21 protein-coding genes and 1 pseudogene are annotated in these 22694 nt (G+C 73.1%); 14 read left to right on the forward strand and 8 right to left on the reverse strand.

Features of this window, described 5'->3' with window-relative positions; translation table 11 throughout:
- Positions 1 to 65 precede the first annotated feature (65 nt).
- Positions 66 to 650 (forward strand): hypothetical protein, encoded by a 585-nt coding sequence (locus tag ABZ624_RS27640; RefSeq protein WP_360094398.1) that lies wholly within the window; start codon positions 66 to 68, stop codon positions 648 to 650.
- Here the strand turns inward: ABZ624_RS27640 and ABZ624_RS27645 are convergent, their stop codons facing one another.
- From ABZ624_RS27645 to ABZ624_RS27665, 5 genes are all read right to left on the reverse strand, one after another.
- Positions 651 to 1025, reverse strand: coding sequence for a hypothetical protein (locus ABZ624_RS27645; protein ID WP_360094401.1), 375 nt, complete (start codon positions 1023 to 1025; stop codon positions 651 to 653).
- Positions 1026 to 1070: 45 nt separating this feature from the next.
- On the reverse strand, positions 1071 to 1574 hold the full coding sequence (locus ABZ624_RS27650) for a roadblock/LC7 domain-containing protein (protein ID WP_360094404.1): 504 nt from the start codon (positions 1572 to 1574) through the stop codon (positions 1071 to 1073).
- A gap of 31 nt (positions 1575 to 1605) precedes the next feature.
- A complete protein-coding gene (locus tag ABZ624_RS27655) occupies positions 1606 to 2421 on the reverse strand; it encodes a transcriptional regulator (RefSeq protein WP_360094407.1) in 816 nt (271 codons plus the stop codon).
- Positions 2418 to 2801: a hypothetical protein gene (locus tag ABZ624_RS27660; RefSeq protein ID WP_360094410.1), complete on the reverse strand. Its 384-nt coding sequence runs from the start codon at positions 2799 to 2801 to the stop codon at positions 2418 to 2420. Before ABZ624_RS27660 ends, ABZ624_RS27655 begins: the two co-directional genes overlap by 4 nt.
- Positions 2802 to 2980: 179 nt before the next feature.
- Positions 2981 to 4375, reverse strand: coding sequence for a diaminopimelate decarboxylase (locus tag ABZ624_RS27665; protein WP_360094413.1), 1395 nt, complete (start codon positions 4373 to 4375; stop codon positions 2981 to 2983).
- Between the two features lie 146 nt (positions 4376 to 4521).
- Between ABZ624_RS27665 and hutU the strand changes: the two genes are divergently transcribed.
- From hutU to hutI, 4 genes are all read left to right on the forward strand, one after another.
- Positions 4522 to 6186: a urocanate hydratase gene (gene hutU, locus ABZ624_RS27670; protein ID WP_360094416.1), complete on the forward strand. Its 1665-nt coding sequence runs from the start codon at positions 4522 to 4524 to the stop codon at positions 6184 to 6186.
- Positions 6187 to 6284: 98 nt separating this feature from the next.
- Positions 6285 to 7487, forward strand: coding sequence for an allantoate amidohydrolase (locus ABZ624_RS27675; RefSeq protein ID WP_360094561.1), 1203 nt, complete (start codon positions 6285 to 6287; stop codon positions 7485 to 7487).
- A complete protein-coding gene (locus ABZ624_RS27680) occupies positions 7478 to 8821 on the forward strand; it encodes a formimidoylglutamate deiminase (RefSeq protein WP_360094564.1) in 1344 nt (447 codons plus the stop codon). Before ABZ624_RS27675 ends, ABZ624_RS27680 begins: the two co-directional genes overlap by 10 nt.
- A 20-nt stretch (positions 8822 to 8841) precedes the next feature.
- Positions 8842 to 10017 (forward strand): imidazolonepropionase, encoded by a 1176-nt coding sequence (hutI, locus tag ABZ624_RS27685; protein WP_360094419.1) that lies wholly within the window; start codon positions 8842 to 8844, stop codon positions 10015 to 10017.
- Positions 10018 to 10032: 15 nt separating this feature from the next.
- Here the strand turns inward: hutI and ABZ624_RS27690 are convergent, their stop codons facing one another.
- Both ABZ624_RS27690 and ABZ624_RS27695 read right to left on the reverse strand, forming a co-directional pair.
- Entirely contained in the window at positions 10033 to 11631 is a 1599-nt protein-coding gene (locus ABZ624_RS27690) for an RICIN domain-containing protein (RefSeq protein WP_360094422.1), read from the reverse strand.
- 304 nt (positions 11632 to 11935) lie between these two features.
- Positions 11936 to 12832, reverse strand: a complete 897-nt coding sequence (locus ABZ624_RS27695; RefSeq protein ID WP_360094567.1) for an RNA polymerase sigma factor SigF — start codon at positions 12830 to 12832, stop codon at positions 11936 to 11938.
- A 246-nt stretch (positions 12833 to 13078) separates the two neighbouring features.
- Between ABZ624_RS27695 and ABZ624_RS27700 the strand changes: the two genes are divergently transcribed.
- The 8 genes and pseudogenes from ABZ624_RS27700 to ABZ624_RS27735 all read left to right on the forward strand — a co-directional run bounded on the left by ABZ624_RS27700 (position 13079) and on the right by ABZ624_RS27735 (position 19917).
- Complete coding sequence (locus tag ABZ624_RS27700; RefSeq protein WP_360094425.1) at positions 13079 to 13456, forward strand: STAS domain-containing protein; 378 nt, start codon at positions 13079 to 13081, stop codon at positions 13454 to 13456.
- 321 nt (positions 13457 to 13777) lie between these two features.
- The gene (locus tag ABZ624_RS27705; protein ID WP_360094428.1) at positions 13778 to 14338 is read left to right on the forward strand and encodes an ATP-binding protein; all 561 of its coding nucleotides are present in this window, start codon (positions 13778 to 13780) and stop codon (positions 14336 to 14338) included.
- Between the two features lie 51 nt (positions 14339 to 14389).
- Positions 14390 to 14992 carry an aminoacyl--tRNA ligase-related protein gene (locus tag ABZ624_RS27710; protein ID WP_360094431.1) on the forward strand — a complete coding sequence of 201 codons (603 nt, stop codon included), beginning with the start codon at positions 14390 to 14392 and terminating at the stop codon, positions 14990 to 14992.
- A 331-nt stretch (positions 14993 to 15323) separates the two neighbouring features.
- The gene (locus tag ABZ624_RS27715) at positions 15324 to 16034 is read left to right on the forward strand and encodes an LPXTG cell wall anchor domain-containing protein (protein ID WP_360094434.1); all 711 of its coding nucleotides are present in this window, start codon (positions 15324 to 15326) and stop codon (positions 16032 to 16034) included.
- 216 nt (positions 16035 to 16250) lie between these two features.
- Positions 16251 to 16982: pseudogene (locus ABZ624_RS27720) on the forward strand (hypothetical protein); the annotation flags it as partial.
- Positions 16983 to 17103: 121 nt separating this feature from the next.
- On the forward strand, positions 17104 to 17475 hold the full coding sequence (locus ABZ624_RS27725) for a hypothetical protein (protein ID WP_360094570.1): 372 nt from the start codon (positions 17104 to 17106) through the stop codon (positions 17473 to 17475).
- A 64-nt stretch (positions 17476 to 17539) separates the two neighbouring features.
- Positions 17540 to 18649: a hypothetical protein gene (locus ABZ624_RS27730; RefSeq protein WP_360094437.1), complete on the forward strand. Its 1110-nt coding sequence runs from the start codon at positions 17540 to 17542 to the stop codon at positions 18647 to 18649.
- Positions 18650 to 18651: 2 nt separating this feature from the next.
- Positions 18652 to 19917 (forward strand): hypothetical protein, encoded by a 1266-nt coding sequence (locus ABZ624_RS27735; protein WP_360094573.1) that lies wholly within the window; start codon positions 18652 to 18654, stop codon positions 19915 to 19917.
- A 64-nt stretch (positions 19918 to 19981) separates the two neighbouring features.
- On the opposite strand, the gene ABZ624_RS27740 is transcribed toward ABZ624_RS27735, so the two are convergent.
- On the reverse strand, positions 19982 to 21487 hold the full coding sequence (locus ABZ624_RS27740; RefSeq protein WP_360094440.1) for an oligopeptide:H+ symporter: 1506 nt from the start codon (positions 21485 to 21487) through the stop codon (positions 19982 to 19984).
- A gap of 493 nt (positions 21488 to 21980) precedes the next feature.
- Between ABZ624_RS27740 and ABZ624_RS27745 the strand changes: the two genes are divergently transcribed.
- A complete protein-coding gene (locus tag ABZ624_RS27745; protein ID WP_020940464.1) occupies positions 21981 to 22658 on the forward strand; it encodes a response regulator transcription factor in 678 nt (225 codons plus the stop codon).
- Positions 22659 to 22694: the final 36 nt, after the last annotated feature.

Here is a 22694-nt window from a genome sequence, read left to right on the forward strand (position 1 = left end):
TCACGTTCTGCCGCTAGGTTTCGGCACGAGGCGTTGTTTGCGGACACGTGACACGGGAGGCTGACGTGGCGCGCGGAGGACAGGGGCTGGCCCGGGTGGCCGTCGTCGTACGGGCGGGTGCCGCACCACTGTGGTGGTCCGGGGTGTTCGCCGCCGGGATCGGTGTGCTGCCCGAGGGGGTGACCGGGCGCCGGATCGGGGTGCTCGCCGGGGCCGCGCTGTTCCTCGTGGGCGCGGCCGTCATGGCGCTCGTACGACGCCGGCGCTACGGCGCCCTCGCCCGCGGCGCGGCCCGCGCGGGCAAGTACGACGTGCTGCAGGACCGTGCGGTGACCGTGCGCAACTGGCGCCGGGGGCACCGCTGGTGGCTGCTGGGGGCCTGCGCCGCCGCGCTCGGCTCCGCCTTCGCCGTGCCCGCGGCCGGCGGCATGCTGCTGGCCGGGCTCGGCACCGGGCTGCGGCTCAAGGCCGCCTGGATCGGGCAGCGGGAGCGGGACGGGGAGACGCTGCTGTGGGTGCGCGTCGACTGGCTCGACCGGTGCGGCGGAGGCCCGGCGGGCAAGGCCGTGAAGGGCCTGCGCGGTACGGGCATCGCGGCCGGCGACGCGGCCCCGGGCGGGGCCCGCCGCCGTACCGCGGCTGTCGTCTGACTAGACCTCCAGCTCCGCCTCGATCCTCTTCAGCTGGTGCCGGGCCATCGCCAGGTTGGCCCGGGAGGAGTCGAGGACCAGGTAGAGGAACAGGCCGTTGCCGCCGCGGCTCTTGAGCAGGCGGATCAGGTGGTACTGGTCCGTCAGGGTGATCAGGACGTCCTCGATCTCGCCCTTGAGACCCAGCATCTCCATGGTGCGCATCTTGGCGCGGATCACGTCGGTGTTGCCCGCCGCGGCCACGTTCAGGTCGAAGCTCTTGGTGCCGCCCATCGTGCCGAGCGCCATTCCGCTGGTGTAGTCGACGAGCGCGACGCCGGTGGCGCCCTCGATGGAGGTGAGGGCTTCCTTCAGCGCGGTCTCGGTGTTGGCCATGGTGGTCCTTTCGGGGCTGTCGGGTTGTCGGTTGTCGGGGGTGTCTCAGCTGTCGGCCGCGGTGCCCGCATCGGCGCTCGGGGCGCGGGGCGTGCGGGTACGGGGCGGGGGTGCGCTGCTGACGGCGCCCAGAGGCCGCGCGGGCCGGCGGGCCTCCCGGGCGGCGGCCTCGGCGGCGTCCAGCAGCTCCCCGATGCGGGCCCCGGACCGGCGGCCCTCCAGATGCAGCCGGCCCACGTTGACCCGGCCTTCGGCGAGCAGGGTCAGTACGGCGGTGCGGCCGGCCGCGTATCCGGCGATGTAGCCGCGCTCGCCGCGCACCAGCAGTTCCCGGAAGCCGCCGTTGCCGGTGGCGTCGGTGATCCGCACGGCGACGCCGAGCGCGGCGGCGGTGAGCGCGGACAGGCCCTCCGGGTCGACTCCGGGAGTGTCGTGGGCGACGACGAGTCCGTCGACGCCTGCCGCCAGGGCGCCGGTGAGCTGCGGCACCCGGGTGCGCAGCCGGTGCAGCTCGGCCAGGACGGCCTGGAGGTCCTCCTCGGACACCATCAGCTCTCTCCTCTCGGCGGGGCGGTGCCGTTCAAAGCGCCTCCAGCGCATCCCTGAGCCTCTTCAGCAGCGCGACGTCGGGGTCGGTGACCGGGGGTGGGGGCGGTGGCGGGGCGGGTTCCGTGGTGACGGGCGCCAGGGGGGCGACCTGGCCGGCCGCCGTGAGCCGGCGTATGTCGACCAGCGTGTGGAAGGCCCGCCGGCCCAGGTTCCGGGCGATCGCGGTGGCCGTGCGGACACCGTCCACACGGTCCAGGACCGCCCGCTGCCGGGGAGTGACGGGCGCGGCGGCGGCCGGTCCGGTGGCCGGGTCCGCGCGGATCAGCGGGGCGCTGTCGGCGGCCGGGTCCGGCCACAGCCGGTGCAGCATCAGGCGGCGGCGCAGCGTCTCGCGTTCCAGGGCGACGACCGGGACCGAGGGCAGCGGGCCGACGCGGCGCGCGGTGTCGTAGCGGAAGCGTCCCGGGGTGCTGCTCGGGGCCAGCGTGAAGTACCCGGCGTCGTACAGCGCGTCCAGATGGCACAGCTCCAGCGCACCGGCCGGCAACAGACCGGACTCCAGGAGGAGTTCGGCGGCCTGCAGCGGGCCGGCGGTCCGGGCGGCGGCCCGCTGCCAGGCGGCGGCCGCGAGGGTGCCGTGGGCCGTGAGGAGCACGTCGAGACCGGGGGCGAGCGGGCTCTCGGCGTGCACCACCCGTCCCTCGGCGAGGTACAGGGTCCCGTGTTCGCGGACCAGGACGCCGGTGGCCCGCTCCTCGGCGAGCCGGGTCAGCATCGGCGACAGCGCCCGGGTGGCCGACTTGTCCCGCACCGGCAGCGGCGGCGGAGGTGTCTGCACCACGGTCATCCCAGCACCAGCCGGGTCGCCATCTCGCCGAGCCGGATCCGGGCCAGCGCGAGATTGCCCTCCTCTCGGCCGAGCCACAGGTGAAGGAAGACACTGCTGTCGAAGGACGTGTCCACGAACCGCAGCAGGTGATAGCTGTCGTGGTTGCTGACGATCACGTCCTCGACGGGCGGGTGGCCGTCCCCGTGAGCCGCGAAGGCACCGTGCTCGGCGGCCATCCGGGCGAGTTCGGCGGCCTCGGCGGCGGTCGTCTCATGATCGCCGCCGGGGGCCTCCCCGACCGTGCCGAGCGCCAGTCCGCTCGTCCAGTCCACCAGTGCCGCTCCCCGCGCACCGGGTAACCGCATCGCTTCCAGCAGGCACTCGTCGATTCCGGGCACCGTGGGTTTCCCTCCCGCCTGGGACTCCGGCTGAGTGACAGTGACACTACGCACTGTGCGCGCGGATGGGGGAGCCTTTGGCATTTTCCAGTGGAACGTGCGTCCGGCGTACTAGTGTGGGTCAACTGACGTGTGTGTCGGACGCGTTGACCCATCTGTTCGAGGGTGCCGGGGGTGCGTCAACGGCTCCCGGGCGCCCGGAGGGCGGTGAGCGCCGACGCGTGCGCCCCGCCGGACTCCGCCACCACCTCGGCGACCGTCTGCGGCTCCCGTACGGTGGCGAAGGTGACCCCGCCCGAACCGTCCGGTGCGAATCCGTGGATGCCGGGCCGGGCAAGGGAGTTGTAGGCGTAGTGGTGCGTGAAGTAGTACGCGCCCGTGTCCAGCGCCGCCGCGTAGTCGCCCTGTTCCAGCAGGGGCAGCGCGCGGCCCTCCGCCAGCAGGTCGCCCGAGAAGCAGGCGGGCCCGGCCACGTCCTGCACCACCTCCGGCCCCGGCTTCGGCCGCCCCTTGGCGTCGTACGCGCCGATCCTCAGCGGCCACGCCCCCGGCGCGTACACGGTCCGCGTCGCCACCTGCACGCCCGCGTGCGTCACCGCGATCCGCCGCCCGCCCGCGCTCTTGGCGTACTCCACCCGGGCCACCACCGTGCCGTGCTTGGCCAGCAGCGAACGCCCGAACTCGGTCACCAGCCCGTACCGCCCGCCGAACAGCCCCGGCACCTGACCGGCCAGCAGCCGGGCATACTCCGCGTACGACGGCGCCGTCGCCTCGGCCGCGAAGTTCACCGGCAGCCCGCCGCCGATGTCGAGCGTGTCGACCTGCCGCCGCCCGGCCCGCCCGTTGATCTCCTCGGCGAGTGCGTACGCCTCCGCCGCACCCCGCGCCAGCAGGGACAGCGGGATGCCCTGCGAGCCGGTGTGCGCGTGCAGCCGGGTCAGCCACGGCCGGTCCAGGTACGCCCGTACCACCCACTCGCGCGCCCCCTCGTCGCGCAGCGCCACCCCGAACTTCGAGGTCTCGGTCGCCGTCGAGGTCGCCCCGATCGTGCCGCCGCCGACCTGCGGGTTCACCCGGATGCCGAGCGGGGACCGGCTGGGCGCGGACCTGACCAGGGTGTCCAGGCGGTCCAGCTCCTGCGGGTTGTCGGCGTTCACCGCGATCCCCAGCGCCAGTGCCTCGCGCAGTTCCGCCGGGGTCTTGGCGGGCGAGTCCAGCACGGTCCGGCCGGCCGGCACCCCGGCCGCGCGGGCCAGCGCCAGCTCGCCCGGGCTGGCCACCTCGGCGCCGATGCCCGCCTCGTGCAGCAGCCGCAGCACCGGCACCAGTGGGGTCGCCTTCACCGCGAAGGCGTGCAGCACCGGTGTCCCGGGCGGCAGGACCGCGTCGAACGCCGCCCGCAGGGCCGCCGCCGACTCCCGGATCCCGGTCACGTCCAGCAGCCCCACCACGGCGGCGTCCGGCCCCAGCAGCCCCTGCTCGACGGCGGCGCGCACCGCGTCGTCCCGCCGGGCGGCGCGCTCCCACGCCTCGGCGGCCTCCGTCTGGATGTCCCGCTCCACGTCCCGCTCCACGTCCCTCTCCTTCGTGTCCCCTCTGCCCGCTCGCGTACATCCAGCCAAACACCGACGGCGCGCGGACGGGTGCGCCCCGATGTATTGACTAGTTCTATTCAGACGTACAGGATGTGAATAGACGTAGTAACAGGAGGAGGCAGACGATGTCGGGACCCCGCCCCGTACGAGCGCCGCGCGGCTCGGAACTCAGCGCCCTGGGATGGCAGCAGGAAGCCGCCCTGCGCATGCTGCAGAACAACCTCGACCCCGAGGTCGCCGAGCACCCCGACAAGCTCGTCGTCTACGGCGGCACCGGCAAGGCCGCCCGTGACTGGCGCTCCTTCGACGCGATGGTGCGCACTCTGAGGACCCTCAAGCAGGACGAGACCATGCTGGTCCAGTCCGGCCGCCCGGTCGGTGTGATGCAGACCCACGAGTGGGCCCCGCGCGTCCTCATCGCCAACTCCAACCTCGTCGGCGACTGGGCCAACTGGGAGGAGTTCCGCCGCCTGGAGGCCCTCGGCCTGACCATGTACGGCCAGATGACCGCCGGCTCCTGGATCTACATCGGCACCCAGGGCATCCTCCAGGGCACCTACGAGACCTTCGCCGCCGTCGCCGCGAAGAAGTTCAACGGCACCCTCGCGGGCACCATCACCCTGACCGCCGGCCTCGGCGGCATGGGCGGCGCCCAGCCGCTCGCCGTGACGATGAACGACGGCGTCGCGATCTGTATCGACTGCGACCCGCGCGCCATCGACCGCCGCATCGAGCACCGGTACCTGGACGTCAGGGCCGACTCCCTCGACCACGCGCTCCAGCTGGCCACCGAGGCGCGCGACGCCCGTCGCCCGCTGTCCATCGGTGTCCTCGGCAACGCCGCCGAGCTGGTCCCGCAACTGCTCGCGATGAACGCCCCCATCGACATCGTCACCGACCAGACCTCCGCCCACGACCCCCTGGCCTACCTGCCCGTGGGCGTGGCCTTCGAGGACATGGCCGACGCCGCCGCGAAGGACCCGGCCGGCTTCACCACGCGTGCGCGGGAGTCCATGGCGCGCCATGTGGAAGCGATGGTCGGCTTCATGGACGCCGGCGCCGAGGTGTTCGACTACGGCAACTCCATCCGTGGCGAGGCCCAACTCGCCGGATACGACCGGGCGTTCGCCTTCCCCGGTTTCGTGCCCGCCTACATCCGTCCGCTCTTCTGCGAGGGCAGGGGCCCGTTCCGCTGGGCTGCCCTGTCCGGCGACCCCGCCGACATCGCCAAGACCGACAAGGCGATCCTGGAGCTGTTCCCGGAGAACGAGTCCCTGGCCCGCTGGATCAAGATGGCCGGCGAGCGCGTCCACTTCCAGGGTCTGCCCGCGCGTATCTGCTGGCTCGGCTACGGCGAGCGCGACAAGGCCGGTGAGCGCTTCAACGACATGGTGGCCTCCGGTGAGCTGGCGGCTCCGCTGGCGATCGGCCGCGACCACCTGGACTGCGGGTCGGTGGCCTCGCCGTACCGCGAGACCGAGGCGATGCTCGACGGGTCCGACGCGATCGCCGACTGGCCGCTGCTGAACGCGATGGTCAACGTGGCTTCCGGTGCGTCGTGGGTGTCCCTCCACCACGGTGGCGGTGTGGGGATGGGGCGGTCCATTCACGCCGGCCAGGTCACGGTGGCCGACGGTACGAAGCTGGGTGGCGAGAAGATCCGGCGCGTTCTCACCAACGACCCGGGCATGGGTGTCATCCGGCATGTGGACGCCGGATACGACATCGCGGAGTCGGTTGCGCAGGAGCGGGGGGTTCGGGTGCCGATGCGTGAGGGTGACGAGGCGTGACCGTCAGCGGTTCGAGCGGGGGGACCCCCGTCGCCCTGCGGAACGACTGCCCACAGCCCGGCGGGGCCCCCGGCCACAACACGCCCTCCTTCCAGGAGATGTGGCGCGAGTTGCTTCCCGTCGGGCGGCACGCCGACTCCGGCGGCTACCGCCGCTTCGCCTGGACCGGTGCCGACGCCGACTGCCGCGCCTGGTTCAAGCAGCAGGCCGAGGCCCGGGGGCTGACCTACGAGGTCGACCGGAACGGGAACCAGTGGGCCTGGCTGGGGGATCCCGCCGCCGGGGACGCCGTGGTCACCGGGTCGCATCTCGACTCCGTGCCGGACGGCGGGGCCTTCGACGGGCCGCTCGGGGTCGTGTCCTCCTTCGCCGCGCTGGACGAGCTGCGCGGCCGGGGCGTGCGGTTCGGCAAGCCCCTGGCCATCGTCAACTTCGGTGACGAGGAAGGGGCACGGTTCGGGCTCGCCTGTGTCGGGTCCCGGCTCACCGCCGGGCAGTTGAGCGTCGAGCAGGCCCACCGGCTCACCGACGGGGACGGGGTCACGCTGCCGCAGGCCATGGAGGCCGCCGGGTACGACCCCGAGGGCATCGGAGCCGACCCCGAGCGGCTGGCCCGGATCGGCGCCTTCGTCGAACTGCACGTCGAGCAGGGACGGGCCTTGGACCTGTCCGGGGACCGGGTGGGCGTCGCCAGTGCCATCTGGCCGCACGGCCGCTGGCGGTTCGACTTCCGGGGCGAGGCCAACCACGCCGGCACCACCCGGCTGGCCGACCGGCGCGACCCGATGCTGTCCTACGCCGAGACCGTCCTCGCCGCCCGCCGCGAGGCCGAACTCGCCGGCGCCGTCGCCACCTTCGGGAAGATCGCGGTGGAGCCCAACGGGGTGAACGCGATTCCCTCCCTCGTGCGCGGGTGGCTCGACTCCCGCGCCGCCGACCAGGAGACCCTGGACACGGTGGTCGGGGGAGTGGAGAAGGCCGCACGCGAGTACGCCGACGCCCACGGCATCGACCTGGACGTCGTCCGCGAGTCCTTCACGCCGGTCGTGGAGTTCGATCACGCGCTGCGCGACGAACTCGGCCGCCTCCTCGGCAAGGACACCGGCCTGAAGGCGCCCGTCCTGGGGACCGGGGCCGGACACGACGCCGGAATCCTCTCCGGCAGCATTCCCACCGCCATGCTGTTCGTGCGCAACCCCACCGGCGTCTCGCACTCCCCGGCCGAGTTCGCCGCCGAGGACGACTGCGTGGCCGGGGTGCACGCGCTCGCCGACGTACTGGAAGGGCTGGCCTGCAGGTGACCAAACGGACCTACTGGTCGGAGCACGCCTGGCTCGGCACGAACGTCGAGCCGGGGGTCGTGCTCGAGGTCGGGGACGGGCGGATCGGCGCCGTCCGCACCGGCGTCCCCACCCCGCCGCCCGGCGCCGAGGTGCTGCGCGGGCTCACCCTTCCGGGGCTCGCCAACGCCCACAGCCACGCCTTCCACCGGGCGCTGCGCGGCACCGTACAGGTAGGCTCCGGCACCTTCTGGACCTGGCGCGAGGTGATGTACTCCGTCGCCGACCGCCTGACCCCGGACACCTACCACGCCCTGGCGCGCGCGGTGTACGCCGAGATGGCCCTGGCCGGCATCACCGGTGTCGGCGAGTTCCACTACGTGCACCACGCACCCGGCGGCACCCCCTACGCCGACCCCAACGCCATGGGCGAGGCGCTGATCGACGCCGCCGCCGAGGCCGGCATCCGGATCACCCTCCTCGACACCTGTTACCTCTCGGCCGGCTTCGGTGAGGCCCCCAACGACCACCAGCTGCGTTTCTCCGACGGCAGCGCGGAGGCCTGGGCCGAACGCTGTGCAGTTCTCAAGGAGCGGGATCACGCGCGGATCGGGGCGGCGATTCACTCCGTACGGGCCGTACCGGCCGACCAGTTGGCGACCGTCGCCGGGTGGGCCGGGGAGCGCCGGGCGCCGCTGCATGTGCACCTGTCGGAGCAGACGGCCGAGAACGACGCCTGCCTCGCCGCGCACGGCTGCACGCCCACCCGGCTGCTCGCCGACCACGGTGTCCTCGGTGCGCGCACCACCGGTGTGCACAACACCCACCTCACCGACGAGGACATCGCACTGCTCGGCGGCTCCGGCACCGGCACCTGCATGTGCCCGACGACCGAGCGGGACCTCGCCGACGGCATCGGTCCGGCCGTCGCCCTGCAGCGGGCCGGCTCACCGCTCTCCCTCGGCTCCGACAGCCACGCCGTCATCGACCTGCTCGAAGAGGCACGCGCGATGGAGCTGAACGAGCGGCTGCGCACCCGCACCCGGGGGCACTGGACGGCCGCGGCCCTGCTGCGGGCCGCCACCGCCGACGGTCACGCCGCCCTCGGCTGGGAGGAGGCCGGCGCCCTCGAACCCGGCGCCCTCGCCGACTTCACCACGATCGCCCTCGACTCGGTCAGAACCGCGGGGCCGGTGCCGCGCCTCGGCGCCGAGACGGCCGTATTCGCGGCGGGCGCGGCGGACGTACGGCATACGGTCGTGGGCGGCCGGCATGTCGTACGGGACGGGGCGCACACCCTCGTACCCGATGTGCCGCAAGCTCTCGCGCGGGCGGTCGAAGCCCTCCGCGCCTGACGACCACCCATGAGGACACCATGAGCAGCAGCACCGTCATCACCAACATCGCCACGCTGGTCACCAACGACCCCTCCCTCGGTGACAACTCCCCCCTCGGTCTGGTCCAGGACGCGGCCGTCGTCATCGACGGCGACCGCGTCGCGTGGACCGGTGAATCCAGCAAAGCACCCGCCACTGACAACCGGGTCGACGCGGGCGGCCGGGCGGTGCTGCCGGGCTTCGTGGACTCGCACTCGCACCTGGTCTTCGCGGGGGACCGCACCCAGGAGTTCAACGCCCGCATGTCCGGCCGTTCCTACACGGCGGGCGGCATCCGCACCACCGTCGCCGCCACCCGCGCCGCGACGGACGCGGAACTGGAGGCGAACCTCACCCGTTACCTCGGCGAGGCCCTCCGCCAGGGCACCACCACCTTCGAGACCAAGTCGGGATACGGCCTCACGGTCGAGGACGAGTCCCGCGCGCTGCGGATCGCCGCACAGCACACCGACGAGGTGACCTACCTCGGCGCGCACATCGTCTCCCCGGACTACGCCGACGACCCGGCCGCGTATGTCGCTCTGGTCACCGGCGAGATGCTGGACGCCTGCGCGCCGCACGCCCGCTGGATCGACGTCTTCTGCGAGAAGGGCGCCTTCGACGGCGACCAGGCCCGCGCGATCCTCACCGCCGGCAAGGCGAAGGGCCTGCACCCGCGCATCCACGCCAACCAGCTTTCCTACGGCCCCGGTGTCCAGCTCGCCGTCGAGCTGGACGCGGCCAGCGCCGACCACTGCACCCACCTCACGGACGCGGACGTGGCCGCCCTGGCGAACGGCAACACGGTGGCCACGCTCCTGCCCGGCGCCGAGTTCTCCACCCGCGCCGAGTGGCCGGACGCCCGCCGCCTGCTGGACGCGGGCGTCACGGTCGCCCTGTCCACGGACTGCAACCCGGGCTCCTCCTTCACCTCCTCCGTGCCCTTCTGCATCGCCCTGGCCGTCCGAGACATGCGGATGACCCCGGACGAGGCGGTCTGGTCGGCCACGGCGGGCGGCGCGGCGGCCCTGCGCCGCACCGACATCGGCCGCCTCACCCCCGGCGCCTACGCGGACCTCACCCTGCTGGACGCCCCCAGCCACGTCCACCTGGCGTACCGACCGGGCGTGCCGCTGGTGACCGGGGTGTGGCGGCGCGGGGTGCGGGTGGTCTGACGGGCGGTCCGTCGCTCATCTCGCCCCGGCCCGCCACCGCTGGTCGCCGCTGTCGTCCAGCGGCTGCAGGGCCACCCCGTGCCGGCCGTCCGGGGTCACCGCTGTCTCGATGGCGATGTCCGGGCGGACCGTGCCGTCGGGGTCGATGGTGAAGCGCAGGTTGTCGCCGTTGTCGCCGTAGACCGCGTCGCACTCCCAGATGCCGACGCCCCGGTCGACCGAGCCCCGGCTGTCCAGGCAGAAGCGGTCGTCGGCTGCCGAGCGGAGCACGCCCAGGTAGGGGTCGAAGCGCCAGCGCTGGGTGCCGGCGGAGGAGCAGGGGGCCGTGATGACGTCGTTGCCCTCGGACAGATCGCCGTCGCGGATGTCCAGGCAGCGGCCCGTCGCCAGGTTCACCACCTGGGTGAAGGAGGTGCCGGGCGGCGCGAAGTCCGGTGTCGGCCCGGGGGCGGTGGTGTGCCGGGGCGGTGGCGGGGTCGCCGGACGGGGCGGACCCGGCGCCGGGGAAGCGGACTTCGACGGAGATGTCGACGGAGACTTCGACGGGGATGCCGAGGGGGACTTCGTGGGGGAGGCCGTCGGGGACGGGGTGACGGAGACCGTCGCGGTCACCGTCACCGGGGGAGGCTCGGGGGTCGCGGCCGCCGGCTGCCGGTCGTCGCCGTGCGCCGGGGTGAGCAGGAACACCAGCAGCGGAGTCAGGGCCACGCCCAGGGCCGCCGAGGCCAGCAGGACGCGGCGCCGGGGCGGCCAGGTCGCCCCCACGGCAGGCCGGCCGGGGACGGCCGGCGGCTCCCCGGCGCGGACGCCGGCGCGCAGGTACGCCGTTCCGCTCCACGGCAGCAGCCCCTCCGCCAGGGTCTGCCGGGGCGCGTCCCGCAGGTCCCGCAGCTCCTCGAACGCGGCCGTGCAGTGCGGGCAGCGGGCCATGTGGGCGTCCAGGTCGGCGCTGTAGCGCGGCCCGTCCGGCCGTACCGCCTCCGCGATCAGCCGCCGGAAGTCGGCGCAGCGCGGGTCGTCGGAGGCGGCGAGACGCAGGCGCAGGCAGGCCTGGTCGAGCGCCTTGAGGGCCTGCGGGGTGCCGTGGGCCACGTCCGCGCGGCTCAGCCCGAGCAACGCGGCGGTCCGCTCCTGCGGCTCCTCCTCCAGGACGCCGTACCAGATCAGGCCCTGGGTGCGGGACGGCAGCGACTGGAACGCGGGCAGGAGGGGCGGGGCGGGGCCGTCGGGGAGGCCGGACGCGCTGAGGACCAGCAGCAGTCCGGGATCGAGGCCGGTGGCGCGCTCGTCGCGGGCCCAGGCGGCCGCCAGCCCGGCGGTCAGCAGCAGGAGCCGGTGGCGCAGCGGGACGGCCGGCTCGACCCCCCGGGCCGTCTCGCGGGCCGCCGCGGTGACGGCCTCGGCCGCCAGCCGGTGGGCGGCGGACTCGCTCGCGGCGCACAGCCGGGCGTAGGCCAGCACCGCCGGGTGGTGGCGGCGGCGCAGTTCCTGCAGCGCGGGGTACGCCGTCACGGCGGGGGAGCGCAGCAGTCCGGTCAGCCGGGCGTCGGGTACGTCCTCGTACTCCCCGCCCGCCTCGGTTCCGCCCGTCCCGGCCCCGTCCCCCTGAGCCATCGTCCAGCCTCCTCGCGCCACCGGGCGTCCGCGCCGTTGCGGCCCCGGCCCGGCCTACCAGCCGGTATGGGGGGCCATAGTGGTCGAGGGGGACGCCCGGGAAAAGAGGTTTCCGCGGGTAACCGCATAACGGTTGGGACGTCGGGGCGAGTTGGGCCGAAACGGCGGCGGGAATCCGGGAATGGCCGCACGGACCGTGGATACCCGCGCACTCGGCGGAGTGGGCCACGGCACACACACGGAAACGGCCCGGCACCGACGGCCGGGCCGCTCCCGGTGGTGTCACCGCGGCGGGGTCCGCCGGTCACTCGTCCAGCGTCAGCCCCTTGCGCAGCCGTACCAGCGTGCGCGACAGCAGCCGGGAGACGTGCATCTGGGAGATGCCGAGCTCCTCGCCGATCTCCGACTGGGTCATGTTCGCCACGAAACGCAGGGAGAGGATCTTCCGGTCCCGTTGCGGGAGTTCGGCGATCAGCGGCTTGAGGGACTCGATGTACTCGATACCCTCCAGCCCGTGGTCCTCGTACCCGATGCGGTCCGCGAGCGCGCCCTCGGTCTCGTCCTCCTCGGGCTGGGCGTCCAGCGAGGAGGCGGTGTAGGCGTTCGAGGCGGCCATGCCCTCGACGACCTGGTCGTTGGAGATGCCGAGCTGCTCGGCCAGTTCCGTGACCGTCGGCGCGCGGTCCAGCCGCTGGGCCAGCTCGTCCCCGGCCTTGGCCAGGTCCAGGCGCAGCTCCTGCAGTCTGCGCGGCACGCGCACGGACCACGAGGTGTCACGGAAGAAACGCTTGATCTCGCCGATGATGGTCGGCATCGCGAAGGTGGGGAACTCCACGCCGCGAGCGAGTTCGAAGCGGTCGATCGCCTTGATCAGGCCGATGGTGCCGACCTGGATGATGTCCTCCATCGGCTCGCTGCGGGAGCGGAAGCGGGAGGCGGCGAACTTGACGAGCGCGAGATTCAGCTCGACGAGGGTGTTGCGGACGTACGAGTATTCGTGCGTCCCTTCCTCCAGCGACTCCAGGCGCTCGAAGAGGGTCTTGGACAAGGCCCGCGCGTCGACCGGGCCGATCTCGTCGTACGGGGGGATCTCCGGGAGTCCCTCGAAGGCGTCGAGGGCGTCGATGGGATGATCCAGTTGTTCCGGTGGGGGTGTCGACGTCGCGATCGGGGTATGCGATGCGTCGAGCCGGGGTGACATGGTGTCCTCCATCGTTCTCGGCATATGGCTGCCGAAGCCAGTGCGTGCACTGCGGTGGGCGGCGCCTCCAAAGCCACGTGTAGGGGCAGGTGTCCTTACTAGCCCTACCCGCTTCACCAGGACGATCGCAAGTGCGTTCTGTTCAGGTATGTCCGTTTCTGTGAGGTTCTTCGGGTGCCGGAGTGCGCAGGGAAGGCGTAATGTTCCAGAGCAGTCAGCGTCCACGACCTCGGGAGAAGAGACGGCATGGACCACGGGACGGTCGGCAGCGCACAGTCGGGCCGACTTCTGGTGGAGGTTCGGGAAGAGGGCTCCAGCGCCGTTGTGACACCGGCGGGTGAACTCGACCACCACACCGCCGATCTTTTGCGTGAGCCCCTCGACGACCTTCTGGACAAGGGCTTCTCGCGCCTCGTCGTGGACTGCTCGCGCCTGGAGTTCTGCGACTCCACGGGCCTGAACGTCCTGCTCGGCGCCCGGCTGAAGGCGGAGGCCGCCGGCGGCGGGGTCCATCTGGCCGGGATGCAGCCGGTGGTCGCCCGCGTCTTCGAGATCACCGGTGCCGAGGCGGTCTTCACCGTCCATGACTCCGTGGAGGCGGCCCTGGTCGACGGCGCCGACTGAGCCCGCCGTCCCCGCCCTCCCGTGTGCCGCCGGCCCCCGGGCGTTGCGTTCGTCACGCCGAAGACAGGGGTGTCGTGCCGGATCGGCCGGGCAGGAGAGGGCAGGAGAAGCGGGAGACCCCCGACGACCGCCGGCCCCCGGACCGCCCCGGGACCGGCGAAACGACTGGACGGGACGTACGTGCGACGGACGGGCGAGCAGGACACCCCGCGCGGGCGGCGGCCGGACGCCGGGCGGATGACGGGCGGACGACCTACGGACCGGCCGGCACGGACCGGCCTTTTGAATCGTGAACCGGTGAATCGGTGAGGTGAAGCGCTGATGAGCACCACCCGGCCTTACTCGCCGGGCGACCGCGGCCCGGAGCCCAGCGGCGCTTCCGGGGCGTCCGAAGGGGGCGCGCCGACCACAGGCGTGCCCACGGGGGCAGCCGCGCCGTCCGGAGCTGCCGGCGGCACTCGGGGCACCGGCGGACCGCAGGTCCGCAGACTCGGCCTGCGCGGCGAGAGCGGGGTCGTCCCGCTCGCCCGCGACTTCGCCCGCCAGGCGCTGTACGCGTGGGGCTGGCTGCCCGCCGCCGGCGCCGACCAGCGGGCCGCCGCCGAGGACGTGCTGCTCGTCGTCTCCGAACTGGTCACCAATGCCTGCCTGCACGCCGAGGGGCCCGACGACCTGCTCCTGGCCTGCGACAACAAGGTGATCCGGGTGGAGGTGTCGGACCGCGGCACCGGCCAGCCGGCGCCCCGCACCCCGCACCGCGCCGGCCGCCCCGGCGGTCACGGCATGTTCATCGTGCAGCGGCTGTGCCTGGACTGGGGCGTCGTCCGCGCAGCGGGCCGGCCGGGCAAGACGGTATGGGCGGAGCTGGGCGCACCGGCCTAGGCCATCGGGTTCCGGGCGCAGGCCGTCGGGTTCCCGGAAGCGGCCCCTCGGGTGCCGTCCGCACGCGGCGCGTGGAAATCCGGTTTCCGCCGGGTACGGCAGGCCGGCTGCACGGCGGGCCGGTTCCCCGAGTTCGCCGACGACGTCTTCGTCACGGACCGCGCGCCCGACGGCCGTGCCGAGCGGTTCCTGCTGCCCACCGCCGAGACCGCGCTCGCCGCACTGCACCACGGCGAGACCCTGGACGAGCGCGAGCTGCCCCTCAAGTACGTCTCCTGCACGCCCTGTTACCGCAAGGAGGCCGGCGGACACCGCACCGCCGAGCGGGGCACCCTGCGCGGCCACCAGTTCAACAAGGTCGAACTGTTCCAGCTCGCCCGGCCCGCCGACTCGGGGGCGGCCCGGCGCGAACTGCTCGGCCGGGCGGAGGAGCTGGTCGCCGGCCTGGGCCTGCACTACCGGGTCACCCGGCTCGCCGCCGGGGATACCGGCTCCGCCCGGGCGAGCACGTACGACGTCGAGTCTGGCTGCCCAGCCTGGGCGCCTACGCGGAGGTCGGCTCGGTGCCGAACGCCCGCGACTACCAGGCCCGGCGCGGCGGCATCCGGTACCGCCCGGCCGACGGCGGCAGAACGGCGTACGTCCACATCCTGAATGCGTCGGGCCTGGCCACCAGCCGTCTGGTGCCGGCCCTGCTGGAACAGCACCAGCGGCCCGACGGCACCGTCGCCGTGCCCGAGGTGCTGCGGCGCTGCGGTCTGCCGGAGGTGCTGCGCAGGACGTGAGGCCGGGGGCCCGGAAGGCCGTGAGGTCCGGGCCCACCCTCCACTCCAGCCACCCGTCACACACGCCGGATCGCCACAACTCCGGCGTGTGATGCGTCTTCCCTCCTCACGGCGCCGGGCGTACCTTGACGGCCGAATCTGATGTCCCGTCAGGAATGCTGCCGGGAACTGTCATCGGCAATGAATGGGGTGGACCGACCGTGTCGTACCCGAAACGCACCGCCGCGCTCGCGTCCGCCGCGGCCCTGGCCGGCTCGGCGGTGCTGCTGTCCGCGCCGGCCGCGCACGCCGACGTCGTCGATGTCGACTACCGCTGTCACACCCCGATCGGCGTCAAGAGCGCCGTCTCGCCCATCGACATCACGGGCGTCAGGAGCGGCAGCGGCTACAAGATCACCATGAGCTGGCAGAAGGGTGTCTCCTCCAGCCCGGTCGAGCTGGGCAAGGGCGCGATGAGCCCGAGCGCCACCATCAGGCTGGGCGGCGCCGACAGCGGCACACTTGCGGTCAGCGGGCCCCCGAACGCGGCCGCGATCCCCGCCGACACGCCCATCAGGATCAGCGACCTGAGCGGCACGTACACGCCGAAGAAGACCGGCAAGGTCACCTTCACGCCGGGCACGCTCGTCATCAAGGCGCTCGATACGACGACCACCTGCACGCCGACGAACAGCCCCGGACCCGGCCTGACCCTGGACGTGACCGCAGCCGGCGGCTCCTCGTCCTCGTCGTCTTCTCCGTCCTCGGCTTCCGGTGGCTCCTCGGGTGGCTCCTCCTCCGGCGGACAGCTCCCGCAGACCGGCCCCGAGGACTCCGCCCTCGCCCTGGGCACACTCGGCGGCACGGTGCTCCTCGCCGGCGCGGCGGGGGTGCTGTGGGTGACCCGACGAGGGCAGACGGTGCGGCGTTGAGGTGCGGGGCCGACGGCACGTACGCCGGTGGCCTCCGGGCCGCCGACGCCGGAGCCGGGCTTCGCCGGCCCCGGCCTTGCACAGCTCAGCATCGCGCCCTCCACGCCCGCCGAACCGAGACCCGCTGAATCCAGGCTGCGCCGAGCCCCGCCCCGACGAGCGCACGCCTCGCCGGACCGAGGACCCACCGCACCCCAGGCCCCGCTGGAGCCGCCCATGCCGTCCGCCGCCCGCGCCCGCACCTTGTTCCAGGCCGGTGCCGTCCTGCCCGCGGCCCTGTGCCTGTGCGCCGCGCCCCGTGCCTCGGCCGCCGTGGGCTGGTCCGTCGCGCCCGCCGGCGGTGGCCGCCCGTCCTTCTACGCCGAGGGCACGCCCGGGACGGTCCTGCAGGACACGGTGTCCGTCACCAATCCCGGACGGGCGCCGGTCGTCGTACGGCTGTCCGGCACCGGTCCGCGGACCGTCTTCGCCGAGAAGGCCGGGAAGGGGATACGCGTCCCGGCCCGCACCCGCGCCGACGTGCCCTTCACGGTGACCGTGCCGGCCGGGGCGGCGCCCGGCGACCGCTCCGGTACCGTCGTCGCACGGGACACGCGGGGGCATACGGCGACCGTCCCGGTCCGGCTGCGCGTGGGCGGCCCCGCGCTCGCCGCGCTGACCGTCGAGCACCTCGCCGTGCGCGCCGACCGCATCACGTACGAGTTGGTCAACCGCGGTACGACCGTCCTCGTGCCGAGGGTCGCCGTGCGTGCCGACGGCATCCTCGGCCGGGTCCTGGACCGCGCACCCCGCACTCTCCCCGTCCGCCTGCGCCCCGGTGCACGCCTGAAGCTCACCGAGCCCTGGCCCGACCGGCCCGCGCTGGACGCCGTCGGCGTACGCCTGACGGTGACGGCCCCGGGCGGAGCCCATGACACGGCGACCGCGACGGCACACTTCCTGCCGTGGCCGACGCCGGCGATCACGGCCGGCTCCCTGCTGCTGACCACGGGCGCCCTGCTCGCCGCACACCGACACCGCCGCCGTACGCCGTCCGGCGACTCGGCCCCCGGCGCCCCGGCGCCGGACGATCTGGCAGCCGCGGCCTCGACGCCCGACCGCCCGACGCCCGACCGCCCGGCGCCCGACCGCCCGGCGCCCGGCGGCTCGGCACTCCTCGGCCCGCCGCTTGACGGCTTGCCGACCGGTGGCCCGACGGCCGGGGCCCCGCCGCCTGCCGGTCCGCCGGGTGGGGGCTTGGCTGCTGGTTGCCAGACGGCTGGTGGCTCGGTGCCTCTCGGCCCGTCGGCCGACCACATGCCGACCGGTGGCCCGACGGCCGGGGCCCCGCCGCCTGCCGGTCCGCCGCCGGCCCGTCCGGTGCGGGGCGGTGCGCCGGCGACCGGCCGCCCGGCTGCCGACCACCCATCGGCCGAACTCGCGGCGCCCGGTGCTCCGATGAGCAGGAGGAGCGGTGGGGCCGAGGGCAGGCCTTGTGGTGGTGCGGCGGCGGAAGGGGTGGTGAAGTGAGCGGGAAGGTACGGGCTCTGCGGCTGTCGGTGCCGGCGGTGGTGCTCGCGCTGCTCGTGGTGCCGTTCTCCGGGTGGGCGGTCGCCGCGGACGGGCCGGTGGTGACGTTGTCCGCGTCGCAGGGGGGTGCCGGGGGAGCGGTCACCGTCAGCGGTAGTGGCTGGCGGTCGCACACGTTGCTGATGCTGTTGGTGTGTGGACAGGCCACACCGTCCCGGGGTGTCATCGGCGGCACCAACTCCTGCGCCAACGGCGACGGCCGCGCCGTGACCACCGACGCCCGGGGCCGCTTCAGCCGGAAACTCCCGGTCGCCGAACCGCCCGTACCCTGCCCCTGCGTGGTGCACGTGGCCACCGTCACCGGCGCCGAGGCGCAGGCGGACGCCGTCCTGCGGGTCGCCGGGCACCCCGTCGCCCCGCTGCCCGCCGACCAGGCCGGGGGCCGGCTGGCGGTGCTGTCCGACACCCGGCTGACCGGGTCGAGCGGTCCGCTCACCTGGTTCGGGGCGCCACCGAGCCGCACCCTGGTCTTCACCGTCGGCAACACCGGCACGAGCCCGATCAAGGACCCCGTCTTCCAGGTCGGCTCCGCACACGGCGTCTTCGCCCCGCAGTGGGACGACCGGCAGTGGCACGGCACCCTGGCGCCCGGCAGACGCGCCGAGGTCCGGCTGCCGGTCGAGCTGTCCGCCGGAGCGCACGGCGACTACACCGTGTCCCTCAAGTACGACGGCAAGGTCCTCGCCGAACAGCCGTGGGGCGTGGGCCGCCCCTGGGGCGTGACGCTGTTCTGGATCCTGCTCTGCCTGGTGGTCCCGGCCGCGCTGTTCCGTATCGGCATGGCCGTGGTGAACCGGGTACGGCCGCGCCGCCCGGGCGGTTCCCGCAGCGGCGGCCACAGGCTGCTGCCCCGGCCCGCCCCGTGGCTGTCGCTGCCGCTGTCGCTGCCGCGCTTCCGCAGCCCCGAACCGCCGCCCCCCACGAACCCGACCCTGCCGTGGTTCACCCCGGACTCCGTCCCGGGCGACCCGGCCGGCCGGCTCTCCGCACCGCACACCGACAGCCCGTCGAGTCCTACGACTCCCACCACGAAGGGACCCACGTGAGCATCCGAAGGAGAGGGACGGCCGCGGGCGCCGCGCTGGCGCTGAGCGGTGCGGGCGTCCTGCTGGGCCTCGCCGCGAGCCCCGCGCAGGCGGCCGAGGTGTCGTACGCCACCCACTGTGTGCCGCCGGCGGGCATCAGCCCCGTCGACGGCACCACGAAGGTCGAGATCACCGCGCCGGCCACGGCGAAGGTCGGTGACACGGTGGACGTCGTGTGGAAGTTCGTCCAGGCCGCGTCCAAGAACCCCGACATCATCGACCTGCCCGCCAACTCGGTCCAGCCGTCCGGCGTGCTGAAGGCGGCCGGCGCGCAGACCGCCGGCATCGCGATGCAGGGGACGCGCACGAACCCCGCGATCCCCAAGGGCGGTGACATGGTCCTGTCCGACATGAAGGGCAGCCTGAAGCTGACGGCGGCCGGTGCGGTGACGCTGACGCCGGACGCGTACACCGTCAACGCGATGTCGACGGACACCAAGTGCACACCGAAGGAGACCGTGCAGAAGGCGGCGACGATCCAGGTGACGGGTGGTGGCGGCACGTCGAGCAGCACGCCGACCCGGTCGGCGACACCGACGCAGTCGAGCACCCCCACCCGGTCGGCCACCCCCACGGCCACCGCGACCGGCGGCAGCGGCCAGAGCGACTTCACCGGCAAGGAGGTGCAGATCCCCTACGCCTGCAAGACCCCGATCGGCGACAAGAACGCGACCTCGCCGGTGCAGATCAACGCGAGGAAGAGCGGCGGGAGCTTCGGCCTCACCGTGCAGTTCAAGAAGTCGGTGATGAACAGCCCCGCCGACATCCCGAAGGACTCCGTGAAGCCGTCCATGGAGGTGGTGCTGGGCGGCGCCGACAAGGGCACCGTGCATGTGGAGGGCCCGGCGAACGCCGGCCCCATCAAGTCCGGCGACCCGATCGAGATCCCCGACCTCACCGGCACCTACAAGCCCGGCGCGAGCGGCAGTTCGACGCTGTCCCCGGGCATCCTGACGATCAAGGCGCTCGGCACGACCACGACGTGCACACCGACCAGGACCGAGGTCTCGCTCACCCTGGACACCAGCCGGCAGCCGGGCGGCTCGTCCGGAGGCACGTCGACGTCAGGGGGCACCTCCTCGACCGGCGGCAGCGGCGGCTCCGGCGGCCTCGCCGAAACCGGCGCGAGCGACCACGGCGCCCTGAAGGCACTGGGCCTGGTGGCGGGCACGGCGATCCTGCTGGGCGGCGCGGTGTTCACGTTCATGCCGGGACGAAGGACACGCTAGTTCCGGACGAACGAAAGAGGGCCACCGCATCCGGAGATGCGGTGGCCCTCTTCAGCGGGGGACGTCAGCGAACGTCGCCCATGAGCTTGTTGACCTTCTTGCGGTACATCCACACCGCCACACCGGCGAGCACGGCGAGCACCGCCTCCAGGGCGACGAAGCCCATCTTGTCGAGGTTGATCCCACCGACGGCCGGGTTCGACAGCAGCGCGGTGATCGAGTCGCCCGCGGTGACCGCGAGGAACCAGACGCCCATCATCTGCGAGGCGTACTTCTTCGGCGCCATCTTCGTCGTCACGGACAGACCCACCGGCGACAGCGTCAGCTCACCGATCGTCTGCACGAAGTAGATCGCGACGATCCACAGCGCGGCGGCCTTGTGACCGCCGTCGGCGATGGACAGCGGGGCGAGGAAGACGAAGAAGGACACACCGATCAGGGCCAGGCCGGAGGCGAACTTCACGATGGTGCTCGGCTCCTGGCCGCGCCGGTTCAGCCACAGCCACAGCCAGGCGAAGACCGGCGCCAGCGCCATGATCATGACCGGGTTGACCGACTGGTACCAGGAGACCGGGAAGTTCCAGCCGAGGACCGAGTTGTTGGCCGAGCTGCTCGCGAAGAGCGACAGGGTCGAACCGCCCTGGTCGTAGATCATCCAGAAGACGGCGGCGGCGACGAAGAACCAGATGTACGCCCGCACCTTCGACTTCTCGCCCGAGTCCAGGTCCTTGTCGCGCAGCATCCGTGAGATGACCAGGATCGGCACGACCAGACCGATGATGGTGAGCGGGATCAGCGCCCAGTTCAGGGTGAAGTGACCGGTGCCACCGACGACGCCGTAGAAGACCGCGGCGAGCGCCAGCCAGATCAGGCCCTTGCGCAGGGTGGCGGACTTCTCCGCGGGCGACAGCGGGGTGGGGACCTCGCTGCTCTTCGCGCTCAGGTGGCGGCCGCCCAGCAGGTACTGGGCCAGACCCAGCGCCATGCCGAGCGCGGCAAGGGCGAAGCCCAGGTGCCAGTTGACGTTCTCACCGACGGTGCCGATGACCAGCGGTGCGACGAAGGCACCGGCGTTGATGCCGATGTAGAAGATGGTGAAGCCACCGTCCCGGCGCGGGTCCTCCGGGCCCTTGTAGAGGTGGCCGACCATCGTGGAGATGTTGGCCTTCAGCAGACCCGAACCGATGGCGACGAGACCCAGGCCGACGAAGAAGCTGGCGGTCACGGGCAGCGCGAGGCACAGGTGGCCGAGCATGATGATCATGCCCGCGACGGCGACCGTCTTGCGGGGGCCGAGGAAGCGGTCCGCGACCCAGCCGCCGGGGAGGGTGAGCAGGTACACGAGCGACACGTACACCGAGTAGATCGCGGTCGCCGTGCCCGCGTTCATGTGCAGGCCGCCCGGCGCCACCAGGTACAGCGGGAGCAGGGCCCTCATGCCGTAGTAGGAGAAACGCTCCCACATCTCGGTCATGAAGAGAGTGGACAGGCCGCGGGGGTGGCCGAAGAAGGTCTTCTCGGAACCGGGGGTGCCCGGGCGGACCGAGTCCTTCGTCAGGCTGGACGCCATGGTCGTTCCTTGCTGGTCGGGACGCGCTGCTGGAGCGTTGCGCGCCCGGTGGGGTGCGGCCGGCACCGGCGGGGTCGGCCGTCCACCCCCAACGCCCAGGGGGAGCCCGTTCCCGGATCGCGGAAGCGGCGGACGACGACCACCGGGATCCACGCCCCGACGCGACGATGCGTCCGGAGCCCGGCCAGAGGTCATTCCTTTCAAGGCTGATCTTGATCAGCCCGCACACAAAAGAGACCCTCAGCGTCACGTGCTCGCCAAAGGTCCCCGGTGTACTACAGGCGTTCAGGTCACCATACGGCAGGACACTGCCGGATATGGAAGGACTTGAGACGCGGATCACAGGTGTCGGGGGAACCGCAGAACCGGATTCGAAGGTCTCTCCTACGATCGCATCCCCGGAGCAATGGTTCGTACCAGCAGCGTACGAAGGTAAGAGTCCGTGCAAGCGATCACACCCCAGCACCCTGCGCGGGCGGTCTACCATCACTCCATGACCCGTGTACTGCTCGCCGAGGACGACGCGTCCATCTCGGAGCCGCTGGCCCGCGCCCTGCGCCGGGAAGGTTACGAGGTCGAGGTGCGCGAGGACGGACCCACCGCGCTCGACGCCGGAATGCAGGGCGGCGTCGATCTGGTCGTACTGGACCTGGGCCTGCCGGGCATGGACGGCCTGGAGGTCGCCCGCCGGCTGCGGGCCGACGGCCACACCGTGCCGATCCTCATCCTGACCGCGCGGGCCGACGAGGTGGACACCGTCGTCGGCCTGGACGCGGGCGCCGACGACTACGTCACCAAGCCCTTCCGCCTCGCCGAACTGCTCGCCCGGGTGCGGGCGCTGCTCCGGCGCGGTGCCGCCGAGCCGCAGCAGCCGCCGGCCACGCACGGGGTGCGGATCGACGTCGAGTCGCACCGGGCATGGATGGGCGACGAGGAACTGCAGCTCACCGCCAAGGAGTTCGACCTGCTGCGGGTGCTGGTGCGGGACGCCGGCCGGGTCGTCACCCGCGACCAGCTGATGCGCGAGGTCTGGGACACCACCTGGTGGTCGTCCACCAAGACCCTGGACATGCACATCTCCTGGCTGCGCAAGAAGCTCGGCGACGACGCGGCGAACCCGCGCTACATCGCCACCGTACGAGGCGTGGGCTTCCGCTTCGAGAAGAGCTGAGCCCCGCCCCGGGGGCCCGCCCGGGGCGCCCGGCGA

This window comes from Streptomyces sp. NPDC007205, from assembly GCF_040634095.1.
Classification (GTDB): Bacteria; Actinomycetota; Actinomycetes; order Streptomycetales; family Streptomycetaceae; genus Streptomyces.